This is a genomic window from Klebsiella sp. 28 (assembly GCF_018223905.1).
GTDB lineage: Bacteria > Pseudomonadota > Gammaproteobacteria > Enterobacterales > Enterobacteriaceae > Klebsiella > Klebsiella pneumoniae.
This window is the reverse complement of sequence record NZ_JAGRQY010000013.1, coordinates 1-25,542: the sequence shown is the minus strand read 5'-3', so window position 1 is coordinate 25,542 and position 25,542 is coordinate 1. Positions and strand designations below refer to the sequence as shown.

The following is a 25,542-nucleotide window of genomic DNA, read 5'->3' as shown; positions in this document are numbered from 1 at the left end:
ACGGATTTGCGGCGGACGACCTTTACGGATTAGTCTGCCGCAGCATTCCACCGTTGTTATTTGGCCGCACCTGCTGCGGCGCATTCAGATTGCCGCCCTGGGCCGCGCGCTGCTGATTAGTCTGCAGCTGGTTTTGCAAATGCTGCTGCTGCGAGCGGGTCTGATTGTTCAGATCCTGCTTCAGCATGCTCTGCTGCTGCTGTTGCTGGATCTTCATCTCATTTTGCATGCGCTGCTGGCTGGGGACCACGTAACCCGGCTGGTTAGGGTTGTTATTAATATTGATCGGCTGGGCTAATACGCCAAGCGGCATCAGCGCCGCCAGAAACAGAATCGCTTTCATGGTTTTCTCCTCCCGTGCGTGGGATCACTTAAGTGTACCTCGAATCTGCCATAACAATGATTTTTTAGGAGTTATCAACCAGGCTTAAGCGGGGAATGAAACCTACCTTTCAGGAGTAAGACAATGATAAAAACAACAATATGGCGTCAGGTGGTCATCGCTGCGTTGCTGGCGGGGGGCAGCTTTACCGTCGCCGCCAATCCGCCACCGCCGCCGCCGGTCTCTTATGGCGTAGAGGAAGATGTGTTCCACCCGGTACGCGCCCGGCAGGGGATGGTGGCCTCGGTGGACGCGCTGGCGACCCGCGTCGGCGTGGATATCCTGCGCCAGGGCGGTAACGCTGTCGATGCGGCGGTAGCGGTAGGCTACGCGCTGGCGGTCACCCATCCGCAGGCCGGGAATATTGGCGGCGGCGGTTTTATGATGCTGCGGACTAAAGACGGCAAGACCACGGCGATCGATTTCCGCGAAATGGCGCCAGAGCAGGCCACCCGCGACATGTTCCTTGACGACCAGGGCAACCCGGACAGTAAAAAATCACTGACTTCGCATCTGGCCTCCGGCACGCCAGGCAGCGTCGCCGGTTTCTCCCTCGCGCTGGAAAAGTATGGCACCATGCCGTTGAACAAAGTGATCCGTCCGGCGATCAAGCTGGCGGAAGAGGGATTTATCGTTAACGATGCGCTGGCGGACGATCTGAAGACCTACGGCAGCGAAGTGATCCCGCAGCATGAAAATAGTAAAGCGATCTTCTGGAAGAACGGCGAGCCGCTGAAGAAGGGCGATCGGCTGGTGCAGAAGAACCTCGGTAAGAGCCTGGAGCTGATTGCCGAGCACGGCCCGGACGCCTTCTATAAAGGGGCCATCGCCGACCAGATCGCTGACGAGATGAAAAAGCACGGCGGGCTAATCACCAAAGCCGATCTCGCCGGCTATAAGGCTGTGGAGCGTACGCCGGTTAGCGGCGAGTATCGCGGGTATGAGGTTTACTCTATGCCGCCGCCGTCCTCCGGCGGGATCCATATCGTGCAGATCCTCAATATCCTCGAAAACTTCGATATGCAGAAATATGGTTTTGGCAGCGCCGACGCCATGCAGGTGATGGCGGAGGCAGAGAAACACGCCTACGCCGACCGCTCTGAATATCTCGGCGACCCTGACTTCGTCAACGTGCCGTGGCAGGCGCTGACCAGCAAGGCTTACGCCAAAGCGATCGCCGCCGAGATTGATGTCAACAAGGCGAAGCCTTCCAGCCAGATCCGTCCGGGCAAGCTGGCGCCGTATGAAAGCAACCAAACCACCCACTTCTCGGTGGTCGATAAAGACGGCAATGCGGTGGCGGTCACCTATACGTTGAATACCACCTTTGGCACCGGCATCGTGGCCGGCGACTCCGGCATTATACTCAACAACCAGATGGATGATTTCTCGGCGAAACCCGGCGTGCCTAACGTCTATGGGCTGGTGGGCGGCGACGCCAACGCGGTAGGGCCGAAAAAGCGTCCGCTGTCGTCGATGTCGCCAACCATCGTGGTAAAAGACGGGAAGACCTGGCTGGTGACCGGTAGCCCGGGCGGTAGCCGAATTATCACCACCGTGCTGCAAATGGTGGTCAACACCATTGATTTTGGGATGAACGTCGCGGAAGCCACCAACGCGCCGCGCTTCCACCACCAGTGGCTGCCGGATGAACTGCGGGTGGAGAAAGGTTTTAGCCCGGATACCGTGAAATTGCTGGAAGCGAAAGGGCAGAAAGTCGCGCTGAAAGAGGCGATGGGCAGTACCCAGAGCATTATGGTGGGGCCGGACGGCACGCTGTATGGCGCTTCCGATCCGCGTTCGCCCGGTGATTTGACCGCGGGGTATTAAGGTGTTGCCCGGTGGCGCTGCGCTTACCGGGCTTACAATTGCACAAAAGTAGGCCGGGTAAGGCGAAGCCGCCACCCGGCAACACGCTACTTCATTCTCGCCATATAATACGCATCCACATACTCGCCGTTGCGCAATGCGTAACGCCTGGCGGTGCCTTCAATCTCAAAGCCGTACTTCTTATACACCGCGACCGCCGGGGCGTTATCGGCAAAGACGGTGAGCTCGATGCGATCGACGCGCAGCCAGTTATCGCACATATCAATCATGGTGCGCATCAGCGCGCTGGCGATGCCGCGGTTGTGCCAGCGCGAATCCACGCTGATACCAAAATCGGCGACGTGGCTACGGCGGGGACGTTGGACGACGGCAATGCATAAATGCCCCACGACTTGCCCATCGATACAGGCCACCAGTTGCTTCACGCCGGGCGTATCGGTTAGCCGCTCCCGCCACATATGCTCGGATGGATGAGGAACCTGTAGCGTGTTGTGATACACCTCCGGCTGGGCGTGAATATGACGAATCGCGTCAATATCTTTCGGTTCAGCATGGCGTATTACGATGTCACTCATTCCTTGTTCCTCAATCAGGTGAAAAGTCCCTTTAAACATCACTGAGTACGGCGTTCGAGTCAACACGCATTATTTGCAAAAAAAAGTAGACAACTGCGAATGAGAATGATTATTATTGTCCTGCATTCAGGGGGCCCCTTGCGGAAAGCCTGAAAGCACGACATTGCTCACATTGCTTCCAGTATTACTTTAGCCAGCCGGGTGCTGGCTTTTTTTTTGCTGCTATCTCAGGCGCTCTGCGGCCTGACGGGCTCCGCGTCGGTTTTGGAGGGGGCGTCTGCTACCAGACCGAGAATATGACTTTTGTTCTCCGCGGCGGCCAGCATTTCAGCGCGACCGCTAAAAACGCCGCCTTTCTTGATCGCCAGCGCGCGATAGGCGAGGGTACCCTCCAGATGGCCGTGCTCCTCGATGGTGATGCTGTCGCCATGACACTGGCCCTGCACCTTGCCGTCAATTATTAGCTCCCGGCAGCTGACGTTGCCCTCCACCTGGCCTTCACGCATTACCTTAATCAAATGCTCTTTGGCCTCAATGTTGCCGGTGACCTGACCGTGGATATAGACATGGCCGCTGGCGACTATATTGCCGACGAAATGCACCCCACTGGCGATGACCGTAGTCTCGTGTTTTTTGCTGGCGACCGCTTCGGGTTCTGGGTTAATTGCCGGAGGCGTGGCTGCTTCTGATATCTGAGGTTCCGTTTTATTTTTCTTAATAAACATCGCGTTAATCTTGTTCCGTTGGCTATGGAGGAGGAAAGCGATAAGCGCGCAGGCGGCCGCCAGGCGCGCCAGCGCGCTTGCATCGACAGACCAGGCGATCAGCGCGAGAAGCCAGAAAAAAAGGGCGCCGTTTATGGCGAGATACTGTTTGTCCATCAGCAGCGGCTGGCTACTCCGTTAGTCATCAGCAACCTCCTGGTTTGCTCTCCACTTATCCGCAGTTTTGCCATGGCGATCAAGGTTTTTTGCCGAAAACTGTTGATTTAATCACTTATTAATCAATAAGTTATTAATAATTACGTATGAGTGATACTCGAACTATTTTCCTAACGAATCTTCACTGCAAGCGAACAGAGAGGATGAAGTGAGGGACCGGCTTGCGCTATGGTTGAAGGTAGCTCATTAACTAAGGACAGCGTTATGACTCTGCACTGCGCATTTATTGGCTTTGGTAAAAGCACCACCCGCTATCACCTTCCTTACGTTTTGCACCGCAAAGACCGCTGGCAGGTAGCGCACATTTACCGCCGCCGGGCGAAGCCCGAGGAGCAGGCGCCGCAGTATTCCCATATTCATTTCACCAGCGACCTTGATGAAGTATTAAACGATCCACTGGTCAAGCTGGTGGTGGTCTGCACTCACGCCGACAGCCATTTTGAATATGCGAAAAAGGCGCTGGAGGCGGGGAAAAACGTGCTGGTGGAAAAGCCGTTCACCCCGACGCCTGGAGGAAGCAAAAACTCTGTTTGCCCTGGCGAACAGCAAAGGCCTGACGGTGACGCCCTATCAGAACCGCCGTTTCGACTCCTGCTTCCTGACCACCAAAAAGGTGATTGAGAGCGGGAAACTCGGCGAACTGGTGGAGATCGAAAGTCATTTTGATAACTACCGCCCGCTGGCGGAGACCAACCCCGGCGGTCCGCAAAACGGCGAGTTCTATGGCCTTGGCGTGCATACCCTGGATCAGATCATTTCGCTGTTCGGCCGCCCGGACCATGTCTCTTACGATCTGCGCTCGCTGCGCAATAAAGCCAACCCGGATGACACCTTTGAAGCCCAGCTGTTCTACGGCGATATGAAGGCCATCGTTAAGACCAGCCATCTGGTGCAGATCGATTACCCGAAATTTATCGTTCACGGGCACAAAGGTTCGTTTGTGAAGTACGGCATTGACCAGCAGGAGACCAGCCTGAAGGCCAATATCATGCCGGGCGAGCCGGGATTTGGCGCGGACGACAGCGTTGGCGAGCTGGTGTATGTCAACGAGGCAGGGGAGATGGTGCGCGAAGCGGTGCCGCTGGAGAGCGGCGATTATGGCCGGGTGTACGACGCGCTGTACGACACCCTCGTCAACGGCCAGCCGAATTACGTCAAGGAAACTGACGTTCTCACCAATATGGAGATCCTGCAGCGCGGCTTTGAGCAGCCTTCACCGGCCACCATTACCCTTACCCGATAAGTCAAATTGGCTCCTCTGCGCTTGTTCATATTTTTTGAACAGAGGAGTCAATTTTCACCCTCTATGATCGCCGGCGAAATGGGTCCACACTGACTCCATCGACAACATACGGGGGTGCAACATGATCTATTTACGCAAAGCGAACGAACGTGGCCACGCTAACCATGGCTGGCTGGATTCCTGGCATACTTTCTCTTTCGCCAACTATTATGACCCGAACTTTATGGGCTTCTCCGCCCTGCGGGTGATTAACGACGACGTCATCGACGCCGGTCAGGGCTTCGGTACCCACCCGCACAAAGACATGGAGATCCTGACCTATGTGCTGGAAGGGGCGGTGGAGCACCAGGACAGCATGGGCAACAAAGAGCAGGTGCCGGCGGGCGAGTTCCAGATCATGAGCGCGGGTACCGGGGTGCGCCACTCTGAGTACAACCCGAGCAAAACCGATCGTCTGCGTCTGTATCAGATCTGGATTATTCCGGAAGAAACCGGCATTACCCCGCGCTACGAGCAGCGCCGCTTCGACGCCGCCCAGGGCAAACAGCTGGTGCTGTCGCCGGATGCGCGAGATGGCTCGCTGAAGGTGTACCAGGATATGGAACTCTATCGCTGGGCGCTGCTGAAAGATGAGCAGTCGGTTCACCAGATTGCCGCGGAACGCCGCGTGTGGATCCAGGTGGTCAAAGGCGAAGTGACCATCAACGGTACCAAAGCCACCACCAGCGACGGTTTGGCCATCTGGGACGAGCAGGCGATTTCGGTTCATGCCGACAGCGATAGCGAGATCCTGCTGTTCGATCTGCCGCCGGTTTGATAGTTATCTGAGCCAGGTTAAATAAATTGCGCAGCCTTCCCTCATGTTAGGGAAGGTTGCGCTTTGTCCGTGATAAACTGAGAAAATGTTTCCCCGTTGATCACAGTCAGGACGATGAAAAAGAAAAGACCCGTACTTCAGGATGTAGCCGATCTTGTCGGCGTGACCAAAATGACGGTCAGTCGCTATTTACGCAACCCGGAGCAGGTCTCCGAAGCGCTGCGTGGCAAGATTGCCGTTGCCCTCGATGAACTGGGTTATATTCCCAATCGCGCCCCTGACATTCTTTCCAACGCCACCAGCCGCGCCATCGGCGTGCTGCTGCCGTCGTTAACCAATCAGGTCTTTTCGGAAGTACTGCGCGGTATCGAAAGCGTCACCGACGCCTTCGGCTATCAAACCATGCTGGCGCACTACGGCTATAAGCCGGAAATGGAAGAGAAACGCCTCGAATCGATGCTCTCCTGGAACATTGATGGCCTGATCCTCACCGAACGCACCCATACGCCGCGCACCCTGAAGATGATCGAAGTCGCCGGCATTCCGGTGGTGGAGCTGATGGACAGCCGGTCGCCGTGTCTCGATATTGCCGTCGGGTTTGATAACTTTGAAGCCGCCCGGCAGATGACCGCGGCGATCATCGCCCGCGGCCACCGCCATGTCGCCTATCTGGGGGCGCGTCTTGATGAACGTACTATCATCAAACAGAAGGGGTACGAGCAGGCGATGCTTGACGCCGGGATGACGCCCTACAGCGTGATGGTGGAACAATCCTCGTCCTATTCTTCGGGGATTGAGCTGATGCGCCAGGCGCGCCGCGAATATCCGCAGCTCGACGGCATTTTCTGCACCAACGATGACCTCGCGGTCGGCGCGGCGTTCGAGTGCCAGCGTCTGGGGCTGAAGATCCCCGATGATATGGCGATCGCCGGGTTCCACGGCCATGATATCGGCCAGGTGATGGAGCCGCGGCTGGCCAGCGTCCTGACCCCGCGCGAGCGAATGGGGCGCATCGGCGCCGAACGGCTGCTGGCGCGCATTCGTGGTGAAGCGATTACCCCTAAGATGTTAGATTTAGGTTTCACATTGTCACCGGGCGGATCAATTTAAACTGACAAGTTTGAAGTAGATCACACATATTCACATCTGGCACGAATGGATATTGCTTCTCCACAGGTCCGGCATGACAATGTTACCGATAACAGTTACCCGTAACAATTAACCGATACGCCGCCTTCGCGCTGGATGAGTCAGCCCCGGCGCGGCGTACCAGTCCAGTGGGAGGACGCTTTGAGCACGACTAACCATGATCACCACGTCTATGTCCTGATGGGCGTTTCCGGCAGCGGAAAATCCGCTGTCGCCAGCGAAGTGGCGCATCAACTGCATGCCGCGTTTCTTGACGGCGACTTTCTCCATCCGCGCAGCAATATCACCAAGATGGCCTCCGGCGAGCCGCTCAACGATGACGACCGCACGCCGTGGCTGCAGGCGCTAAATGACGCCGCGTTCGCCATGCAGCGTACCAACAAGGTGTCGCTGATCGTCTGCTCGGCGCTGAAGAAGAGCTATCGCGACATTCTGCGCAAGGGCAACCCGAACCTCTCCTTCATCTACCTGAAAGGCGATTTCGACGTGATCGAAAGCCGTCTGAAGGCGCGTAAAGGGCACTTCTTTAAAACCCAAATGTTGGTGACGCAGTTTGAAACGCTGCAGGAACCAGGCGCCGACGAGAGCGATGTGCTTATCGTCGATATCGACCAGCCGCTGGAAGGCGTGGTGGCCAGCACCATCGAGGTGATCAACAAAGGCAGTCACTAGTGAGTACTTTAACGCTTGTTTTAACAGCAGTCGGCTCGGTATTGCTGCTGCTGTTTTTAGTCATGAAGGCGCGAATGCACGCCTTCGTGGCTTTGATGGTGGTTTCTATTGGCGCCGGTCTCTTCTCCGGCATGCCGCTGGATAAAATCGCGGCGACGATGGAGAAAGGGATGGGCGGTACGCTGGGCTTCCTGGCGATCGTCGTCGCGCTCGGCGCGATGTTCGGTAAGATCCTGCATGAAACGGGGGCGGTCGATCAGATTGCCGTCAAGATGCTCAAATCCTTTGGCCACAATCGCGCGCACTATGCGATTGGTCTCGCCGGTCTCATCTGCGCGCTGCCGCTGTTCTTCGAAGTGGCGATCGTACTGCTGATTAGCGTCGCCTTCTCGATGGCGCGCCATACCGGTACTAACCTCGTGAAGCTGGTGATCCCGCTGTTTGCCGGCGTTGCCGCCGCCGCGGCGTTTCTGTTGCCTGGACCGGCGCCGATGCTGCTGGCGTCGCAAATGCACGCCGACTTTGGCTGGATGATCCTGATTGGCCTGTGCGCGGCCATTCCGGGGATGATTATCGCCGGTCCGCTATGGGGCAACTTCATCAGCCGCTACGTCGAATTACATATTCCTGACGACGTCACGGAACCGCATCTCGGCGAAGGCAAGATGCCCTCCTTCGGCTTCAGCCTGGCGCTGATCCTGCTGCCGCTGGTGCTGGTTGGCCTGAAAACCATCGCCGCGCGCTTTGTGCCGGTGGGTTCCACTGCCTACGAATGGTTCGAGTTTATCGGCCACCCGTTCACCGCGATCCTGGTGGCCTGCCTGGTGGCGATTTACGGTCTGGCGGTACGTCAGGGAATGGCGAAAGACCGGGTGATGGAGATTTGCGGCCACGCGCTGCAGCCGGCCGGGATTATTCTGCTGGTGATCGGGGCTGGCGGCGTCTTCAAGCAGGTGCTGGTTGACTCAGGCGTTGGCCCGGCGCTTGGTGAAGCGCTGACCGGAATGGGGCTGCCGATCGCTATTACCTGCTTCGTACTGGCGGCGGCGGTGCGTATCATTCAGGGCTCTGCCACCGTGGCGTGCCTGACGGCGGTCGGCCTGGTGATGCCGGTGATTGAGCAGCTGAACTACAGCGGCGCGCAGATGGCGGCATTGTCTATCTGTATCGCCGGCGGCTCGATTGTGGTAAGCCACGTGAACGACGCCGGCTTCTGGCTGTTTGGTAAATTTACCGGCGCCAGTGAAGCCCAGACGCTGAAGACCTGGACCATGATGGAAACCATCCTTGGCACCACCGGGGCGATTGTCGGTATGATCGCCTTCCAGCTGCTGAGCTAAGCCCGCTCATCTCCCGCTCGCGGGAAATAAAAAGCCAGGGTAACGCTGCTTACCCTGGCTTCTTTGCAATAAGCCGCCCTTTTTCCCTCTTTTCCTTGCCAGCTATTGGCCCTTATTAGCGCTACGACGATGCTCGTATCCCTCGTCAGCCCTTGCTGTGACTGGGTTTGTCGCTTTTTTTTGGCAAGCGGAAAAGCACCAGATTTCACGCTTAATCCATAATCAGGATCAATAAAATAGCGACGGAAAATATTCCATTCCCCGGGGGATTTCCCCGATAATCGTTGCGCTTTTGACGACGACCAGCGACGGTGGACAATGTGCAGGATAAGTTGCTTTTCTGATTGTTCAGCAATCATTGATTAATTTCACTTGCGACTTTAGCTGCATTTTGTAAGGTGAGGGATAATCCAGTTGGAAACTGGCCAGGCACAAACAGCACACACCTCGCAGGAATACGTTATGAAAAATGTTGGTTTTATCGGCTGGCGCGGAATGGTCGGCTCTGTCCTCATGCAACGCATGGTTGAAGAGCGCGATTTCGACGCCATTCGCCCGGTGTTCTTCTCTACCTCCCAGCTGGGACAGCCAGCGCCGTCATTCGGCGGTAGCACCGGTGGCACGCTGCAGGATGCGTTCGATCTGGACGCTCTGAAGGCGCTGGACATTATTGTCACGTGCCAGGGCGGCGATTACACCAACGAGATTTACCCGAAGCTGCGCGCAAGCGGCTGGCAGGGTTACTGGATTGACGCGGCTTCTTCGCTGCGCATGAAGGACGATGCGATCATTATCCTCGACCCGGTTAACCAGGATGTGATCACCGCCGGCCTGAACAACGGCGTGAAAACCTTTGTCGGCGGCAACTGCACCGTCAGCCTGATGCTGATGTCCCTCGGCGGCCTGTTTGCTCAGGATCTGGTGGAGTGGGTCAGCGTGGCGACGTACCAGGCGGCTTCCGGCGGCGGCGCGCGTCATATGCGCGAGCTGCTGAGCCAGATGGGGCAACTGCATAATCATGTGGCCGCGGAGCTGGCGGACCCGGCTTCCGCCATCCTGGATATTGAGCGCAAAGTGACGTCGCTGACCCGCAGCGGCGAGCTGCCGGTCGATAACTTTGGCGTACCGCTGGCGGGCAGCCTGATCCCGTGGATCGACAAACAGCTGGATAACGGTCAGAGCCGCGAAGAGTGGAAAGGCCAGGCGGAGACCAACAAGATCCTCGCCACCTCGTCCGTTATCCCGGTAGACGGCCTCTGCGTTCGCGTTGGCGCGCTGCGCTGCCACAGCCAGGCGTTTACCATCAAGCTGAAGAAAGATGTTTCTATCCCGACCGTTGAGGAGCTGCTGGCCGCGCACAACCCGTGGGCCAAAGTGGTACCGAACGATCATGAGATTACCATGCGCGAGCTGACCCCAGCCGCGGTGACGGGCACCCTGACCACCCCGGTAGGACGCCTGCGTAAACTGAATATGGGGCCGGAGTATCTATCGGCCTTTACCGTTGGCGACCAGCTGCTGTGGGGCGCCGCGGAGCCGCTGCGCCGGATGCTTCGCCAGCTGGCGTAAGCCCAGGATGAACAGAAAGGGGGTCTTCAAGCCCCCTTTTTTTTTGCGTAATACAAGGAGTAAACGCGGATGTTAGATTTTTCCCCACGGAGGTAACTCAGCCTTGGCTATGCTTTAAGTAAGGAATTCCTTACCTGAAGGTGGGACGGAGCAGGAGGATGCTGAGAGCACTGCGCCGTTCAGGTCAAAAAAAGTCGCCAGTTACAGGAATGAGCGACACTTACAACAGGATGAAAGCATGTCTAATCATATTGATAGAGACGTGATTAATGCGCTAATCGCCGGTCATTTCGCGGATCCCTTTTCCGTGCTCGGCATGCACCGTACTGACGCCGGGCTGGAAGTGCGCGCATTATTACCCGATGCCACCGACGTGTGGGTTATTGAACCGAAAACCGGACGCAAAGTCGGCAAGCTCGAATGTCTCGACTCGCGTGGTTTCTTCAGCGGCGTCCTGCCGCGGCGTAAAAATGCTTTTCGCTATCAGCTGGCCGTCACCTGGCACGGGCAGCAGAATCTGATCGATGACCCTTATCGCTTTGGTCCGCTGTTGCAGGACCTTGACGTCTGGCTGCTGTCGGAAGGGACCCACCTGCGCCCTTACGAAACGCTGGGCGCGCACGCTGCCACCATGGACGGCGTCACCGGTACCCGTTTCTCGGTGTGGGCGCCGAACGCCCGCCGCGTATCGGTGGTGGGGCAGTTTAACTACTGGGATGGCCGTCGCCACCCGATGCGATTCCGCAAAGAGTCCGGGATCTGGGAGCTGTTCGTTCCCGGCGCGCACAATGGCCAGCTGTATAAATTCGAACTGATTGACGCCCACGGCAATCTGCGGGTCAAAGCCGACCCTTACGCCTTTGAGTCGCAAATGCGTCCGGAAAGCGCCTCGCTTATCTGCGACCTGCCGCCCAAAGTGGAACAGCCAGCGGACCGCAGAGCGGCGAACCAGTTTGATGCCCCGATCTCTATCTATGAAGTGCATCTCGGCTCCTGGCGCCGTCATACCGATAATAATTTCTGGCTGAGCTACCGCGAGCTGGCCGACCAGCTGGTGCCCTATGCGAAATGGATGGGCTTCACCCATCTCGAACTATTGCCGGTTAACGAGCACCCGTTCGACGGCAGCTGGGGCTATCAACCCACCGGGCTCTATGCGCCGACCCGCCGCTTCGGCACCCGCGACGATTTCCGTTACTTTATCAATGCTGCGCACGCCGCCGGGCTGAACGTCATTCTTGACTGGGTGCCCGGCCACTTCCCGGCGGATGATTTTGCCCTTGCCTCGTTTGACGGCACTTCGCTGTATGAGCACGGCGATCCGCGCGAGGGGTATCACCAGGACTGGAATACCCTGATCTACAACTACGGACGTCGGGAAGTCAGCAACTACCTGGTGGGTAACGCGCTGTACTGGATCGAACGCTTCGGCATCGATGCGCTGCGGGTCGACGCGGTGGCCTCGATGATCTATCGCGATTACAGCCGCAAGGCGGGAGAGTGGATCCCCAACGAATACGGCGGGCGGGAGAATCTGGAAGCCATTGAGTTTCTGCGCAACACCAACCGCATCCTTGGCGAACAGACGCCGGGCGCGGTCACCATGGCGGAAGAGTCCACCGATTTTGCCGGGGTGACCCGTCCGCCAGCCGGCGGCGGCCTCGGTTTCTGGTTCAAATGGAACCTCGGCTGGATGCACGACACCCTGGATTACATGAAGCTCGATCCGGTGCATCGCCGCTACCATCACGACAAAATGACCTTCGGCATGCTCTACAACTACACCGAGAATTTTGTGCTGCCGCTCTCCCACGATGAAGTGGTGCACGGCAAAAAATCGATTCTCGACCGCATGCCGGGCGATGCCTGGCAGAAGTTCGCCAACCTGCGCGCCTACTACGGCTGGCTGTTCGCCTTCCCGGGGAAAAAGCTGCTGTTTATGGGCAATGAGTTCGCTCAGGGCCGCGAGTGGAACCATGACGTTAGCCTCGACTGGCATCTGCTGGAGGGCGGCGACAACTGGCACCACGGCGTCCAGCGGCTGGTGCGCGACCTGAACCATACCTACCGTCATCATAAAGCGCTGCACGAGCTGGATTTTGACCCCTACGGCTTCGAATGGCTGGTGGTCGACGACCATGAGCGCTCGGTGTTTGTCTTTGTACGCCGTGACCGGGCTGGCAACGAGATTATCGTCGCCAGCAACTTCACGCCGGTGCCGCGCCACGACTACCGCTTCGGCATTAACCAGCCGGGCCGCTGGCGCGAGGCGCTAAATACCGACTCCATGCACTATCACGGCAGCAATCAGGGCAATGGCGGCGTGGTGGAAAGCGACGCTATCGCCAGTCATGGCCGCGAGCATTCGCTGTCGCTGACCCTGCCCCCGCTGGCGACGATCTGGCTGGTCCGGGAGGCGCAATGACCTCACTCGCGGCAGGCAAACCTGCGCCATTGGGCGCCAGCTATGACGGCAAGGGGGTGAATTTCGCCCTCTTCTCCGCCCATGCGGAGCGAGTGGAGCTGTGCGTATTCGACGAGCAGGGCAACGAGCAACGCTTCGATCTCCCGGCGCGCAGCGGCGATATCTGGCACGGCTGGCTGGCCGCCGCCGGGCCGGGCCTGCGCTACGGCTATCGGGTACATGGTCCCTGGGACCCGGCGCAGGGGCACCGCTTTAACCCGGCCAAGCTGTTGATCGATCCCAGCGCCCACAGGGTCGAGGGCGATCTGCCTGACGATGAGCGCCTGCACGGCGGCATGTGGCAGCCCGATCGCCGCGACAGCGCCGCGGTCGCGCCAAAATCGCAGGTGGTGGATCTGCGCTATGACTGGCGTGGCGATAAACCGCCGCGTACCCCATGGGGGGAAACGGTGATTTATGAAGCGCACGTGAAAGGGCTCACCTTGCTTAATCCGCAGCTACCGGAAGCCATTCGCGGAACCTATAAAGCGCTGGGCCACCCGGCGATGATCGCTTACTTCAAATCGCTGGGCATCAGCGCCCTTGAGCTGTTGCCGGTGGCGCAGTTCGCCAGCGAGCCGCGACTGCAGCGGATGGGGTTAAGCAACTACTGGGGCTACAACCCGTTGGCGTGGTTCGCGCTGGATCCGCGCTACGCCAGCGACCCGGATCGCGCCCTCGATGAGTTTCGCGATGCGGTTAAGGCGCTGCACGCCGCCGGTATCGAAGTGATTCTGGATATCGTGCTCAACCATAGTGCGGAAATCGATCTCGAAGGGCCCACCGTCTCCCTGCGCGGAATCGACAACCGTAGCTATTATTGGGTAAGGGGGGATGGCGATTATCACAACTGGACCGGGTGCGGTAATACGCTCAATCTTAGCCACCCCGGCGTGGTGGAGTGGGCGCGCCAGTGTTTGCGCTTTTGGGTGGATGAGTGCCATGTCGACGGCTTTCGCTTCGACCTCGCCTCAGTGATGGGGCGGACGCCGGAATTCCGCCAGGATGCGCCGCTGTTCGAGGCTATCCGCCGCGACAGCGTGCTGTCGCAGGTGAAACTGATTGCGGAACCTTGGGATATCGGCCCGGGCGGCTATCAGGTGGGTAATTTCCCACCGCTGTTCGCTGAATGGAATGACCATTTTCGCGATAGCGCCCGACGCTTCTGGCTACAGCAAAATGTCTCCCTGGGGGATTTTGCGCAACGTTTCGCGGCCTCCAGCGATCTCTTTGCCCGCGATGGCAAGCCGCCATCGGCGACGGTCAACCTGGTGACGGCCCACGATGGCTTCACGCTGCGCGACTGCGTTTGTTTCAATCAGAAACACAATGAGGCAAACGGGGAGGAGAATCGCGATGGGACTAACAATAACTACAGCAACAATCATGGTATAGAAGGATTAGAAGCGAATTTTGCGGTGATTGAACGGCGGCGCGCCAGCGCGCATGCGCTGCTGACGACGCTGCTGCTGGCTCAGGGGACGCCAATGCTGCTGGCGGGCGATGAACAGGGCCACAGCCAGCACGGTAACAATAATGCTTACTGCCAGGACAACGCCCTGACGTGGCTGGACTGGCGCCAGGCGAACCCGGGATTAACCGCCTTTACCGCGGCGCTGATCCACCTGCGGCGTCGTATTCCGGCGCTCACCCGCAACCGCTGGTGGCAGGAGGGGGATGGCAACGTCCGCTGGCTTAATCGCAACGCCCAGCCCCTGACTGCCGCGGAGTGGCAGCAGGGGGCCGCGTGTATGCAGATCCAGTTGTCGGATCGCTGGCTGCTCACGCTGAACGCCACCGCAGAGGTGGTGGATATGGTTTTACCCGAGGGGGAATGGCGCGCCGTTCCTCCATTCGCCGGAGAGGATAATCCGGTCATCATGGCTGTCTGGCATGGGCCCGCGCACGGAGTGTGCGTATTTCAAAGGTCGTAAGCCCTGAAGCTTTCGGTTGGACCCGTGGCGGCGGCGCGGCGGGATGAGCTGGAAAGCGGGGGTGTAAAAAGGAGTTAATCATGGTTAGGCTTGAAAAAAACGATCCGCTGATGCTGGCGCGTCAATTACCCATCAAATCCGTGGCGTTGATCCTCGCGGGCGGGCGTGGCACCCGGCTGAAGGATCTCACCATTAAGCGTGCGAAACCTGCCGTTCACTTTGGCGGCAAGTTCCGTATTATCGATTTCGCATTATCTAACTGCATTAACTCAGGGATCCGCCGCATCGGCGTTATTACCCAGTATCAGTCGCACACGCTGGTGCAGCACATCCAGCGCGGCTGGTCGTTCTTCAGCGAAGAGATGAACGAGTTTGTCGATCTGCTGCCGGCTCAGCAGCGCGTGCATGGCGAAAATTGGTATCGCGGCACGGCGGATGCGGTGACGCAGAACCTGGATATCATCAGCCGCTACAAGGCCGAGTACGTGGTGATCCTCGCGGGCGACCATATTTATAAGCAGGACTACTCGCGCATGCTGATCGACCATGTCGAAAAAGGGGCGCGTTGCACCGTGGCCTGCATGCCGGTGCCCATTGAAGAGGCATCCGCCTTCGGCGTCATGGCGGTCGACGAAAACGAAAAAATCATTGAGTTTGTCGAGAAACCCGCCAACCCGCCGGCGATGCCGACCGACCCGACCAAATCGCTGGCCAGCATGGGCATTTATGTCTTTGACGCCGCCTATCTTTATGAGCTGCTGGAAGAAGACGATCGCAACGAGAACTCCAGCCACGATTTCGGCAAAGACATCATTCCGAAGATCACCGAAGCTGGCATGGCTTATGCACATCCTTTCCCGCTCTCCTGCGTGCAGTCCGACCCGAACGCCGAACCTTACTGGCGCGACGTGGGGACGCTGGAAGCCTACTGGAAGGCTAACCTCGATCTGGCGTCAGTCACGCCGGAGCTGGATATGTACGACCAGAACTGGCCGATCCGCACCCATATGGAATCGCTGCCGCCGGCGAAGTTCGTGCAGGACCGCTCCGGTAGCCACGGCATGACCCTGAACTCGCTGGTTTCCGGGGGGTGCATTATCTCCGGGTCGGTGGTGGTGCAGTCGGTGCTGTTCCCGCGCGTGCGGGTGAATTCGTTCTGTAACATTGATTCGGCAGTCTTGTTGCCAGATGTCTGGGTGGGGCGCTCATGCCGCCTGCGTCGCTGCGTGATTGACCGCGCCTGTGTTATCCCGGAAGGAATGGTGATTGGTGAGAATGCGGAAGAGGATGCACGCCGCTTCTATCGCTCAGAGGAAGGTATCGTGCTGGTGACCCGCGACATGCTGCGGAAATTAGGGCACAAACAGGAGCGCTAATGCAGGTCTTACATGTATGTTCTGAGATGTTCCCGCTGTTAAAGACGGGCGGTCTGGCGGACGTCATCGGCGCACTGCCGGCGGCGCAAATCGCGGAGGGTATCGATACGCGCGTGCTGTTGCCGGCGTTTCCCGATATCCGTCGCGGCGTGGTGGATGCCCAGGTGGTGACCCGCCGGGATACCTTCGCCGGGCGGATCACGCTGCTGTACGGCCACTTTAACGGCGTGGGGATCTACCTGATAGACGCCCCGCATCTCTATGACCGTCCGGGGAGCCCTTACCACGATACCAACCAGCACGCTTATCCCGACAACGTCCTGCGCTTTGCGCTGCTGGGCTGGGTGGGAAGTGAAATGGCCAGCGGACTGGATCCGTTCTGGCGCCCGGATGTGGTGCATGCCCATGACTGGCACGCCGGCCTGACGCCGGCCTACCTGGCGGCGCGCGGACGCCCGGCTAAATCGGTGTTTACCGTGCACAACCTGGCGTACCAGGGGATGTTTTACTCCTGGCATATGAATGACATTGAGCTGCCTTGGTCGTTCTATAACATGCATGGCCTCGAGTTTAACGGGCAGATCTCGTTTCTCAAGGCCGGCCTCTACTACGCCGACCATATTACGGCGGTGAGCCCGACCTACGCGCGCGAGATCACCGAGCCGCAGTACGCCTACGGCATGGAGGGGCTGCTGCGCCAGCGCCATCATGAAGGTCGGCTGTCGGGAATTCTCAACGGCGTTGACGACGGTATCTGGAGCCCGCAAAACGATCTGCTGCTGCCGATGCGCTACGATCGCGACACGCTGGAGGAGAAGGCGGAGAACAAGCGTCAGCTGCAGATTGCCATGGGCCTGAAGGTCGATGATAAAGCGCCGTTGTTTGCCGTCGTCAGCCGTCTTACCAGCCAGAAAGGGCTGGACCTGGTGCTTGAAGCGCTGCCGGGTCTGCTTGAGCAGGGCGNNCGCTGCCGCTGGTGCGCCGCACCGGCGGTCTGGCGGACACCGTCGCTGACAGTTCGCTGGAGAATCTGGCCGATGGTCTGGCGACAGGGTTTGTCTTTGAGGACAGCAATGCGCTGTCATTGCTGCGCGCTATCCGTCGCGCCTTTGTCCTCTGGTCGCGCCCGTCGCTCTGGCGCTACGTGCAGCGTCAGGCGATGAATATGGATTTTAGCTGGCAGGTTGCCGCGAACTCCTATCGCGAACTTTATCAACGCTTGATGTAACCACTGGAGTCATTGTTATGAATGTACCCTTTAGCTATGCATCACCGACGCTGAGCGTTGAGGCGTTAAAGCATTCTATTGCCTATAAACTGATGTTTATCATCGGTAAAGATCCGGCCATCGCCAACAAGCATGAATGGCTTAACGCCACGCTGTTTGCCGTTCGCGATCGCATGGTGGAGCGCTGGCTGCGCTCCAACCGCGCGCAGCTCTCCCAGGAAGTGCGCCAGGTGTACTATCTGTCGATGGAGTTTCTGATCGGCCGCACCCTCTCGAATGCGCTGCTGTCGCTGGGCATTTATGACGATGTGAGCAGCGCGCTGGCGGAGATGGGGCTCGATCTCGAAGAGCTGATCGATGAAGAGAATGACCCCGGGCTTGGCAACGGCGGTCTGGGCCGCCTGGCGGCTTGCTTCCTTGACTCCCTGGCGGCGCTGGGTCTGCCGGGACGCGGTTACGGCATCCGCTACGACTACGGGATGTTTAAACAGAATATTGTCGATGGCCGACAAAAAGAGTCTCCTGACTACTGGCTGGAGTACGGTAACCCGTGGGAGTTTGAGCGCCACAACACCCGCTATAAAGTGCGCTTCGGCGGCCGCATTCAGCAGGAAGGAAAGAAAACCCGCTGGATTGAGACGGAGGAGATCATTGCGGAAGCCTACGACCAGATCATCCCCGGCTTTGACACCGACGCCACCAACACGCTGCGTCTGTGGAGCGCGCAGGCCAGCAGCGAAATTAACCTCGGTAAATTCAACCAGGGCGACTACTTCGCCGCGGTAGAGGATAAAAACCACTCCGAAAACGTCTCCCGCGTGCTCTATCCGGACGACTCGACCTACTCCGGCCGCGAGCTGCGCCTGCGCCAGGAGTATTTCCTCGTGTCGGCCACGGTGCAGGATATCCTGAGTCGCCATTACATGTTGCATAAGACCTATGACAACCTGGCGGACAAGATTGCCATTCACCTGAATGACACCCACCCGGTGCTGTCGATACCGGAGCTGATGCGTCTGCTTATCGACGAACATAAGTTCAGCTGGGACGAGGCGTTCGAGGTGACCTGTCAGGTCTTCTCCTATACCAACCACACCCTGATGAGCGAAGCGCTCGAGACCTGGCCGGTGGATATGCTGGGTAAAATTCTGCCGCGCCATCTGCAAATTATCTTCGAGATTAACGACTATTTCCTCAAGACCTTGCAGGAGCAGTATCCGAACGATACCGACCTCCTCAGCCGCACCTCGATTATCGACGAGTCTAACGGCCGCCGTGTGCGGATGGCCTGGCTGGCGGTAGTGGTCAGCCACAAGGTCAACGGGGTGTCCGAGCTGCATTCCCGACTGATGGTGGAGTCACTGTTTGCCGAATTCGCCAAAATCTTCCCAATGCGCTTTATCAACGTGACCAACGGTGTGACGCCGCGCCGCTGGCTGGCGCTGGCCAACCCGCCGCTGTCGAAAGTGCTGGATGAGCATATCGGCCGCACCTGGCGGACCGATCTGAGTCAGCTTGATGAGCTGAAACAGCATATCGACTACCCGATGGTCAATCAGGCGGTGCGTCAGGCCAAGTTTGAGAACAAACAGCGGCTGGCCAGCTATATTGCTCAACAGCTCAATGTGGTGGTCAATCCGAAGGCGCTGTTTGATGTGCAGATCAAACGTATCCATGAATACAAACGGCAGCTAATGAATGTGCTGCACGTCATCACCCGCTATAACCGGATCAAGGCCGATCCGCAGGCCGAGTGGGTGCCGCGGGTGAATATTTTCGCCGGTAAGGCGGCCTCGGCCTACTATATGGCCAAGCACATTATTCACCTGATCAACGATGTGGCGGCGGTGATCAATAACGATCCGCAGATTGGCGACAAGCTGAAGGTCGTCTTTATCCCCAACTACAGCGTTAGTCTGGCGCAGCTGATCATTCCGGCGGCAGATCTGTCGGAACAGATCTCCCTCGCAGGCACTGAAGCTTCCGGCACCAGTAATATGAAGTTTGCCCTTAACGGCGCGCTGACTATCGGCACCCTTGATGGGGCAAACGTGGAGATGCAGGAGCACGTGGGCGAAGAGAATATCTTTATCTTCGGCAACACCGCGGAAGAGGTGGAGGAGCTGCGTCGCAGCGGCTATAAACCACGCGAATACTACGAGCAGGATGAAGAGCTTCACCAGGCGCTGACGCAGATCGGTACCGGCGTCTTCAGCCCGGCGGAACCGGGGCGCTACCGCGACCTGCTGGATTCGCTGATTAACTTTGGCGACCACTACCAGGTTCTGGCGGACTATCGTAGCTATGTGGACTGCCAGGATCGCGTCGACGAGCTGTATCAAAACCCGGAAGAGTGGGCTTATAAGGCAATGTTGAATATTGCCAACATGGGCTACTTCTCTTCTGACCGGACGATCCAGGAGTACGCGAAATATATCTGGCATATCGACCCGGTAAGGCTGTAAGCCAGTCAACGCAACACAACGGGGCCATTTGACCCCGTTGTTTGATTATTGCGGTTGAACCTGGCCTCAGGCGTTTCCGCCGGCAGCGTTACGACGCTAACGACAGTTCAGACTTTCCCGCATGCTGCGCCAGCCATTCGCTGATGCGCGCCTGCTGCTCGGCAGTCAGCCACATGCCCTGTTTGGTACGACGCCAGATGGCGTCATCCAGGCTGCGCACCCACTCGTGCTCCACCAGATATTTCAGCTCGGCTTCATAAAACTCGTGGCCGAAATCTTCCCCGAGATCGCTCAGGGCGCTGGCTTCCTTCAGGATCCACTCGCTGTTGCTCCCGTAGGTGCGAGCATAATGGCGGGCCAGTGATTCACTGATGAACGGGAAGCGACGGCGCAGTTTTGCCGCGTAGTCGTCGCGGTCGCCGCCGATATCGCCGCCGGGGAGCACCGCGGTTTTGGTCCATGCCGGGCCGATCCCTTTGTAATAGGGGCTCAGTTTTTCCAGTGCATGCTCGGCCAGTTTGCGATAGGTGGTCAGCTTGCCGCCGAAGACGGACAGCAGCGGCGCCTGACCGTTTTCATCGTGAATATCCAGGGTATAGTCGCGGGTAATGGCCTGCGGCGAATCCGACTCGTCGTCGCACAGCGGACGGACGCCGGAGTAGGTCCAGACGATATCGTCCCGGCTGAGGGTCTTTTTAAAGTGCGCGTTATAGACGTTCAGCAGATAGTTGATCTCTTTATCATCAATGGCCACCGCTTTCGGATCGCCCTTATACTCGACGTCCGTCGTGCCGATGATAGAGAACTCATCCATCCACGGAATAACAAACACTATGCGTTTATCTTCGTTCTGCAGAATATAAGCCTGTTTCTGGGTATGCACCCGCGGCACCACGATGTGGCTGCCCTTGATCAGACGGATGCCGTAAGGCGAGCGCAGATGCATCCCTTCGTCGAAGAACTGTTTGACCCATGGGCCGGTGGCATTGACCAGGCCGCGCGCCTTCCAGGTAAACTTCTCACCGCTATCAATATCTTCCGCTTCCACCACCCACAGGCCATTCTCACGTTTCGCCGAGATAGCGCGGGTGCGGGTACGCACTTCGCCGCCTTTGCGGACGACCATCTGCGCGTTGGCCAGCACCAGGCGGGCATCGTCGACCCAGCAGTCGGAATATTCGAAACCGCGCACAATTTCCGGTTTAAGTACCGATTCTGCGCCAAAACGCAACCCGGTGGATCCCGGGAGGCTGGTGCGTTTGCCCAGATGATCGTACATAAACAAGCCGATACGGATCATCCATGCCGGGCGCAGATGCGGGCGATGCGGTAGGCGAAAGCGCATCGGGAAGGCGATATGCGGGGCCATTTTTAACAGCACTTCACGCTCGGCCAGCGCTTCGCTGACCAGACGGAACTCATAGTGTTCGAGGTAGCGTAGCCCGCCGTGGATCAGTTTGGAACTGGCGCTGGAGGTGGCGCAGGCGAGATCGCGCGCTTCCAGCATCAGTACGGATAAACCACGCCCGGCGGCATCTGCCGCGATACCGGCACCGTTGATGCCTCCGCCTATCACAATCAGATCTTTGGTTTCCACGTTCTTACCCTCTCACACTTTCGTTTAAGCTCATAAATGCTCGATATCGCTCACTATAGCAAACAAACGCGCTTTTGGTAACATCAAAAAAACATTTTGAAGTGATGGGTGTAACATATTGGCGTTTCTTTACCGCCTGACGGTACACTACAGGGTAAAATTGGGCCGGCCATCGCCCGTCATGACAAGAAAGAGAAGAGAATCATGGAACAGTTTGAATGCATCAATGTTGAAGAAGCGCACCAGAAACTGCATCAGCAGACGGCGGTACTGGTCGATATCCGCGATCCGCAAAGCTATGCGATGGGTCATACGCCGGGCGCGTTTCATCTGACCAACGATACGCTGGGCGCGTTTATGCGTGACAACGACTTTGACACGGCGGTGATGGTGATGTGCTATCACGGCAACAGCAGCAAGGGCGCCGCGCAATATCTGCTGCAGCAGGGGTTTGATAAGGTCTATAGCGTTGACGGCGGGTTCGACGCCTGGCATCGCCATTTCCCGGCGGAAGTGGCGCGCGGGACGTTTTAACGACTGGCAGGTATACTATCCCCCTTTGTGTGGAATAAGCGATTCGCTGCATGTTAATGATTACCTCTTTTGCCAACCCGCGGGTGGCCCAGGCGTTTGTCGATTATATGGCGACGCAGGGGATTATCCTGACCATCCAGCAGCATACCCAGAGCGACGTCTGGCTGGCTGATGAGAGTCAGGCCGGGCGCGTCAGGGCTGAGCTGGCGCGTTTTCTCGAAAACCCGGCGGACCCGCGCTATCTTGCGGCGAGCTGGCAGTCCGGACAGACCAATAGCGGGTTGCGCTATCAGCGCTTTCCTTTCTTTGCCACGCTGCGGCATAACGCCGGTCCGTTCACCTGGGCGATTCTGCTGATCTGCATCGCGGTGTTCATCCTGCAAAATCTGCTGGGCGATCAGCCGGTGATGATTTGGCTGGCCTGGCCCTACGATCCTTCGCTGCAGTTCGAAGCCTGGCGCTATTTCAGCCATGCTTTCATGCATTTCTCGCTGATGCATATTCTCTTCAACCTGCTATGGTGGTGGTATCTTGGCGGCGCGGTGGAAAAGCGCATCGGCAGCGGCAAGCTGGTGGTGATCACCGTCATCAGCGCTCTGCTGAGCGGCTTCGTGCAGCACCAGTTTAGCGGCCCGTGGTTTGGTGGCTTGTCGGGCGTGGTCTACGCGCTGATGGGCTACGTCTGGCTGCGGGGCGAGCGCGATCCGCAGAGCGGTATTTATCTGCAGCGCGGGTTGATACTCTTCTCTTTAGTGTGGTTAATTGCTGGCTGGTTTGACGTTTTCGGCATGGCGATCGCCAACGGCGCGCACGTGGCTGGTCTGGCGACCGGCCTGGCGATGGCGTTTGTTGATACCTTACATGGGCGAAAACGCGCATAAAGACTTACCGACAGGGGTCGGGTAGGCGACATTTTTCCAGGGATATTTCATGAAACAAACACAACGTCATGACGCCATTATCGAGCTGGTAAAAAAACAGGGTTACGTCAGCACGGAAGAGCTGGTTGAGCAGTTCGCGGTAAGCCCGCAGACCATCCGCCGCGACCTGAACGATTTAGCCGAACAGAAAATGATCCTCCGCCATCACGGCGGCGCGGCGCTGCCCTCCAGCTCGGTGAACACCTCCTGGCACGATCGCAAAGCGACCCAGACGGCGGAGAAAGAGCGTATCGCCCGGCGGGTGGCCAGCGAGATCCCGGACGGGGCGACGCTGTTTATTGATATCGGCACCACGCCGGAAGCGGTGGCGCACGCCCTGCTCGATCACAACGATCTGCGGATTGTGACCAATAACCTTAACGTCGCCAACACGCTGATGGTGAAAGAGGACTTCCGCATTATTCTCGCCGGCGGCGAACTGCGTAGCCGGGACGGCGGGATCATCGGGGAAGCCACCCTCGACTTTATCTCGCAGTTCCGCCTCGACTTCGGCATTCTCGGCATCAGCGGCGTAGACAGCGATGGCTCGCTGCTGGAGTTTGATTATCATGAAGTGCGCACCAAGCGGGCGATCATTGAGAATTCACGCCACGTGATGCTGGTGGTGGACCATACCAAGTTTGGCCGCAATGCGATGGTCAACATGGGCAGCATCAGTATGGTCGATGCGGTCTATACCGACGTGCTGCCGCCGGCCGGCGTGCTGAAGGTGATCACTGATAACAACCTTCAGCTGGAGCTGTGCTAAACGGCAACGGCGTCGTCAGACGCCGTATCCCATCATCTTAAGTAACTGCTGGGCATGCTGTACCGCGTCCTGCCGGTGGGCGACGCCCAGTTTCTGATACAGGTTGCGAATGTGGGTCTTGATGGTGGTGGCCGCCACGTCAAGCTCGCCGGCAATCTGCTCGTTGCTGTAACCGGAATAGATTAAGCCAAGCACCTGCCACTCGCGCTGGGTCAGCGGGCTGGTGCGGATAAGCTCCGGCACCTCCGGATGATTCAGCAGTCGCTCGACGAACCCTTCGTCAAAGTGGGCGAATTTGTGGCGATGATGCTGGTTGATGTCGCGCAGAATACGCTGGGCGCGATGCTGCTCCAGCTCCGGCAACGTGTTCAACTGGATCAGCTGGCGCAGCTGCTGGGCCATCGCCTCGCCTTCAATCACAAAGTGGTTGATAAAACCGGTGCGGTTGGCGAGCGTCAGGGCTTCCAGCAGGGCTTTCTGCGCTTCGCTCTTGCGTCCCGACTGCCAGTACAGCTGGTTGAGCAGCAGCAGGTTGCGGTTGAGATCGCTCATCAAACGCAGCGAACGCGCATTTTCGTTCAGCTCTTCCAGCACCATTTCCGCCGGTTCGAAGTCGCCCAGCAGGATCTGCGCCCGGGCAATGTTGCGCCACTGGCTCTGCAGGAAGTGGTTGTTGGCGAACTCCGGCTTTGGCGTCTGGCGCAGCCAGTTGGCCGCCGCGGTTTTATCACCGGTCATCTGCCAGTAGATCACTCGCACCTTATCGGCGTTGGAGACCCAGTCGCTGTGATAGTGACCATTACCGAGCAGGTTTTCCAGCCGGTTCAGGTGGCTACGGGCATTATCCAGATCGCCGCGCGCCAGTGAGCACTGGACCATCAGCGCCAGGCACTGCAGCTGCTGCTGCGGCTGATAGGTGGAGAGCACGTCCATCCCCTGGCGGGCGCAAGCTTCAGCCTCGTCGAGGCGCGCCCATGCCCACAGCAGCTGAGAACGGATGCGCAGCAGGAACTCATGCATCGGCAACTGCTCAAGATGCTGTTCGCGTACCAGCTGGAAGGCTTTCTCCTGGCTCTCCCAGGCGGCCTGCAGGAAGCCCTGGGCGAAGAGGATTTCGCTTTGCTGAATGATGCTCCACAGGGCGTAATGCCATACGTCGTGACGGCGGGCCATCTGTTCGGTCTGCTGCATCACGGCGAGGGATTTGGTCAGCTTCCCCTTACAATGGAGAACTTCGCCATGCACCGATGTAGCGACGATGCGGCTGTAATAGTTGGCCAGCGGCAGCTCTTCCAGGGCCACCATTGACAGACGTTCCGCCTCGTCCTGGTCGCCATCGTTAATCGCCACCTGCGCGCGCAGCGCGTTGAAGTCGCCATGCATCGCGGTGTCCATTTCCACACTCATCTCCTGCTCGGCGCGCGCCAGCAGGGTATTGACTTCGCTGTAGCGATGCTGGCTCTGCATCAGCCAGGCCTGGAGCAGGATCAGGCGCGGATTTTCCAGCAGATTGGACCATGGCAGCGCCGCCAGCGACTGCTCCAGTAGCCCCAGCTCGCTATGGTTAAACATGCCCCAGGCATGATTGAGCAAGATATCGCGCAGCATTTTGGCATCGCCGGCCGCCAGCGCATGGTGGATGGCCTCGCTGGGGAAACCTTGCGCCATCCAGCTTTCCGCCGCGGCGCGGTGGATCTCCGGTAGTTCAACCGCCAGCTCCCACTGACAGCGCTGGCG

General features: G+C 58.2%; 19 protein-coding genes and 2 pseudogenes. 15 read left to right on the top strand and 6 right to left on the bottom strand.

Annotation, left to right across the window (positions count from 1 at the left end; translation table 11 throughout):
- Positions 1–22: 22 nt before the first annotated feature.
- Positions 23–343 (bottom strand): DUF2756 family protein, encoded by a 321-nt coding sequence (locus tag KHQ28_RS02480; protein WP_004150073.1) that lies wholly within the window; start codon positions 341–343, stop codon positions 23–25.
- 123 nt (positions 344–466) lie between these two features.
- Here KHQ28_RS02480 and ggt point away from each other — a divergent pair, with 123 nt between their 5' ends.
- Positions 467–2,212 (top strand): gamma-glutamyltransferase, encoded by a 1,746-nt coding sequence (gene ggt / locus KHQ28_RS02475; protein ID WP_032418303.1) that lies wholly within the window; start codon positions 467–469, stop codon positions 2,210–2,212.
- 86 nt (positions 2,213–2,298) lie between these two features.
- Here ggt and yhhY read toward each other — a convergent pair whose 3' ends face one another.
- Both yhhY and KHQ28_RS02465 read right to left on the bottom strand, forming a co-directional pair.
- Complete coding sequence (yhhY, locus tag KHQ28_RS02470; protein ID WP_032418304.1) at positions 2,299–2,787, bottom strand: N-acetyltransferase; 489 nt, start codon at positions 2,785–2,787, stop codon at positions 2,299–2,301.
- A gap of 227 nt (positions 2,788–3,014) precedes the next feature.
- The gene (locus tag KHQ28_RS02465; protein ID WP_004188304.1) at positions 3,015–3,668 is read right to left on the bottom strand and encodes a polymer-forming cytoskeletal protein; all 654 of its coding nucleotides are present in this window, start codon (positions 3,666–3,668) and stop codon (positions 3,015–3,017) included.
- Between the two features lie 264 nt (positions 3,669–3,932).
- On the opposite strand from KHQ28_RS02465, the pseudogene KHQ28_RS02460 reads away from it, so the two are divergent.
- The 5 genes and pseudogenes from KHQ28_RS02460 to gntU all read left to right on the top strand — a co-directional run bounded on the left by KHQ28_RS02460 (position 3,933) and on the right by gntU (position 8,949).
- Positions 3,933–4,971, top strand: a pseudogene (locus tag KHQ28_RS02460) (oxidoreductase).
- 121 nt (positions 4,972–5,092) lie between these two features.
- On the top strand, positions 5,093–5,788 hold the full coding sequence (locus tag KHQ28_RS02455; RefSeq protein WP_002920779.1) for a pirin family protein: 696 nt from the start codon (positions 5,093–5,095) through the stop codon (positions 5,786–5,788).
- A 114-nt stretch (positions 5,789–5,902) separates the two neighbouring features.
- Entirely contained in the window at positions 5,903–6,898 is a 996-nt protein-coding gene (gene gntR / locus KHQ28_RS02450) for a gluconate operon transcriptional repressor GntR (protein ID WP_002920777.1), read from the top strand.
- Positions 6,899–7,078: 180 nt separating this feature from the next.
- Positions 7,079–7,609: a gluconokinase gene (gene gntK, locus KHQ28_RS02445; protein ID WP_002920775.1), complete on the top strand. Its 531-nt coding sequence runs from the start codon at positions 7,079–7,081 to the stop codon at positions 7,607–7,609.
- A complete protein-coding gene (gntU, locus tag KHQ28_RS02440) occupies positions 7,609–8,949 on the top strand; it encodes a gluconate transporter (RefSeq protein WP_002920773.1) in 1,341 nt (446 codons plus the stop codon). Before gntK ends, gntU begins: the two co-directional genes overlap by 1 nt.
- Here gntU and KHQ28_RS02435 read toward each other — a convergent pair.
- On the bottom strand, positions 8,946–9,308 hold the full coding sequence (locus tag KHQ28_RS02435; protein ID WP_020325126.1) for a hypothetical protein: 363 nt from the start codon (positions 9,306–9,308) through the stop codon (positions 8,946–8,948). The two genes, gntU and KHQ28_RS02435, sit on opposite strands and share 4 nt — an antisense overlap.
- Positions 9,309–9,411: 103 nt before the next feature.
- Between KHQ28_RS02435 and asd the strand changes: the two genes are divergently transcribed.
- The 6 genes and pseudogenes from asd to glgP all read left to right on the top strand — a co-directional run bounded on the left by asd (position 9,412) and on the right by glgP (position 19,985).
- Positions 9,412–10,518 carry an aspartate-semialdehyde dehydrogenase gene (gene asd, locus KHQ28_RS02430; RefSeq protein WP_032418305.1) on the top strand — a complete coding sequence of 369 codons (1,107 nt, stop codon included), beginning with the start codon at positions 9,412–9,414 and terminating at the stop codon, positions 10,516–10,518.
- A 238-nt stretch (positions 10,519–10,756) separates the two neighbouring features.
- Complete coding sequence (gene glgB, locus KHQ28_RS02425; RefSeq protein ID WP_032418306.1) at positions 10,757–12,943, top strand: 1,4-alpha-glucan branching enzyme; 2,187 nt, start codon at positions 10,757–10,759, stop codon at positions 12,941–12,943.
- On the top strand, positions 12,940–14,916 hold the full coding sequence (glgX, locus tag KHQ28_RS02420) for a glycogen debranching protein GlgX (RefSeq protein ID WP_032418307.1): 1,977 nt from the start codon (positions 12,940–12,942) through the stop codon (positions 14,914–14,916). Before glgB ends, glgX begins: the two co-directional genes overlap by 4 nt.
- A gap of 80 nt (positions 14,917–14,996) precedes the next feature.
- On the top strand, positions 14,997–16,292 hold the full coding sequence (glgC, locus tag KHQ28_RS02415) for a glucose-1-phosphate adenylyltransferase (RefSeq protein WP_002920566.1): 1,296 nt from the start codon (positions 14,997–14,999) through the stop codon (positions 16,290–16,292).
- Positions 16,292–17,520, top strand: a pseudogene (gene glgA, locus KHQ28_RS02410) (glycogen synthase GlgA). The gene glgC and the pseudogene glgA overlap by 1 nt, the downstream one beginning before the upstream one ends.
- 17 nt (positions 17,521–17,537) lie before the next feature.
- Positions 17,538–19,985 carry a glycogen phosphorylase gene (glgP, locus tag KHQ28_RS02405; RefSeq protein ID WP_002920561.1) on the top strand — a complete coding sequence of 816 codons (2,448 nt, stop codon included), beginning with the start codon at positions 17,538–17,540 and terminating at the stop codon, positions 19,983–19,985.
- An 88-nt stretch (positions 19,986–20,073) separates the two neighbouring features.
- Here the strand turns inward: glgP and glpD are convergent, their stop codons facing one another.
- On the bottom strand, positions 20,074–21,582 hold the full coding sequence (gene glpD / locus KHQ28_RS02400) for a glycerol-3-phosphate dehydrogenase (RefSeq protein ID WP_032418308.1): 1,509 nt from the start codon (positions 21,580–21,582) through the stop codon (positions 20,074–20,076).
- Between the two features lie 204 nt (positions 21,583–21,786).
- Here glpD and glpE point away from each other — a divergent pair, with 204 nt between their 5' ends.
- Genes glpE through KHQ28_RS02385 form a run of 3 tightly spaced genes read left to right on the top strand, consistent with a single transcriptional unit; the run spans position 21,787 to position 23,805 of the window.
- Positions 21,787–22,116 (top strand): thiosulfate sulfurtransferase GlpE, encoded by a 330-nt coding sequence (glpE, locus tag KHQ28_RS02395; RefSeq protein ID WP_002920552.1) that lies wholly within the window; start codon positions 21,787–21,789, stop codon positions 22,114–22,116.
- A 50-nt stretch (positions 22,117–22,166) separates the two neighbouring features.
- Positions 22,167–22,997, top strand: a complete 831-nt coding sequence (gene glpG, locus KHQ28_RS02390) for a rhomboid family intramembrane serine protease GlpG (RefSeq protein ID WP_004151408.1) — start codon at positions 22,167–22,169, stop codon at positions 22,995–22,997.
- Between the two features lie 49 nt (positions 22,998–23,046).
- Positions 23,047–23,805, top strand: a complete 759-nt coding sequence (locus KHQ28_RS02385) for a DeoR/GlpR family transcriptional regulator (RefSeq protein WP_002920548.1) — start codon at positions 23,047–23,049, stop codon at positions 23,803–23,805.
- Between the two features lie 15 nt (positions 23,806–23,820).
- On the opposite strand, the gene malT is transcribed toward KHQ28_RS02385, so the two are convergent.
- Positions 23,821–25,542, bottom strand: a 1,722-nt coding sequence (malT, locus tag KHQ28_RS02380) for an HTH-type transcriptional regulator MalT (RefSeq protein ID WP_211777561.1), incomplete at its 5' end; no start/stop codon positions are given.

Coding starts and splice junctions, on each gene's coding strand:
- glgX (WP_032418307.1), top strand. CDS start 12,940: ATGACCTCACTCGCGGCAGGCAAACCTGCGCCATTGGGCGCCAGCTAT.
- glpE (WP_002920552.1), top strand. CDS start 21,787: ATGGAACAGTTTGAATGCATCAATGTTGAAGAAGCGCACCAGAAACTG.
- yhhY (WP_032418304.1), bottom strand. CDS start 2,787: ATGAGTGACATCGTAATACGCCATGCTGAACCGAAAGATATTGACGCG.
- glgP (WP_002920561.1), top strand. CDS start 17,538: ATGAATGTACCCTTTAGCTATGCATCACCGACGCTGAGCGTTGAGGCG.
- KHQ28_RS02480 (WP_004150073.1), bottom strand. CDS start 343: ATGAAAGCGATTCTGTTTCTGGCGGCGCTGATGCCGCTTGGCGTATTA.
- glgB (WP_032418306.1), top strand. CDS start 10,757: ATGTCTAATCATATTGATAGAGACGTGATTAATGCGCTAATCGCCGGT.
- KHQ28_RS02455 (WP_002920779.1), top strand. CDS start 5,093: ATGATCTATTTACGCAAAGCGAACGAACGTGGCCACGCTAACCATGGC.
- ggt (WP_032418303.1), top strand. CDS start 467: ATGATAAAAACAACAATATGGCGTCAGGTGGTCATCGCTGCGTTGCTG.
- asd (WP_032418305.1), top strand. CDS start 9,412: ATGAAAAATGTTGGTTTTATCGGCTGGCGCGGAATGGTCGGCTCTGTC.
- glgC (WP_002920566.1), top strand. CDS start 14,997: ATGGTTAGGCTTGAAAAAAACGATCCGCTGATGCTGGCGCGTCAATTA.
- gntR (WP_002920777.1), top strand. CDS start 5,903: ATGAAAAAGAAAAGACCCGTACTTCAGGATGTAGCCGATCTTGTCGGC.
- KHQ28_RS02385 (WP_002920548.1), top strand. CDS start 23,047: ATGAAACAAACACAACGTCATGACGCCATTATCGAGCTGGTAAAAAAA.
- glpG (WP_004151408.1), top strand. CDS start 22,167: ATGTTAATGATTACCTCTTTTGCCAACCCGCGGGTGGCCCAGGCGTTT.
- KHQ28_RS02435 (WP_020325126.1), bottom strand. CDS start 9,308: ATGATTGCTGAACAATCAGAAAAGCAACTTATCCTGCACATTGTCCAC.
- KHQ28_RS02465 (WP_004188304.1), bottom strand. CDS start 3,668: ATGGACAAACAGTATCTCGCCATAAACGGCGCCCTTTTTTTCTGGCTT.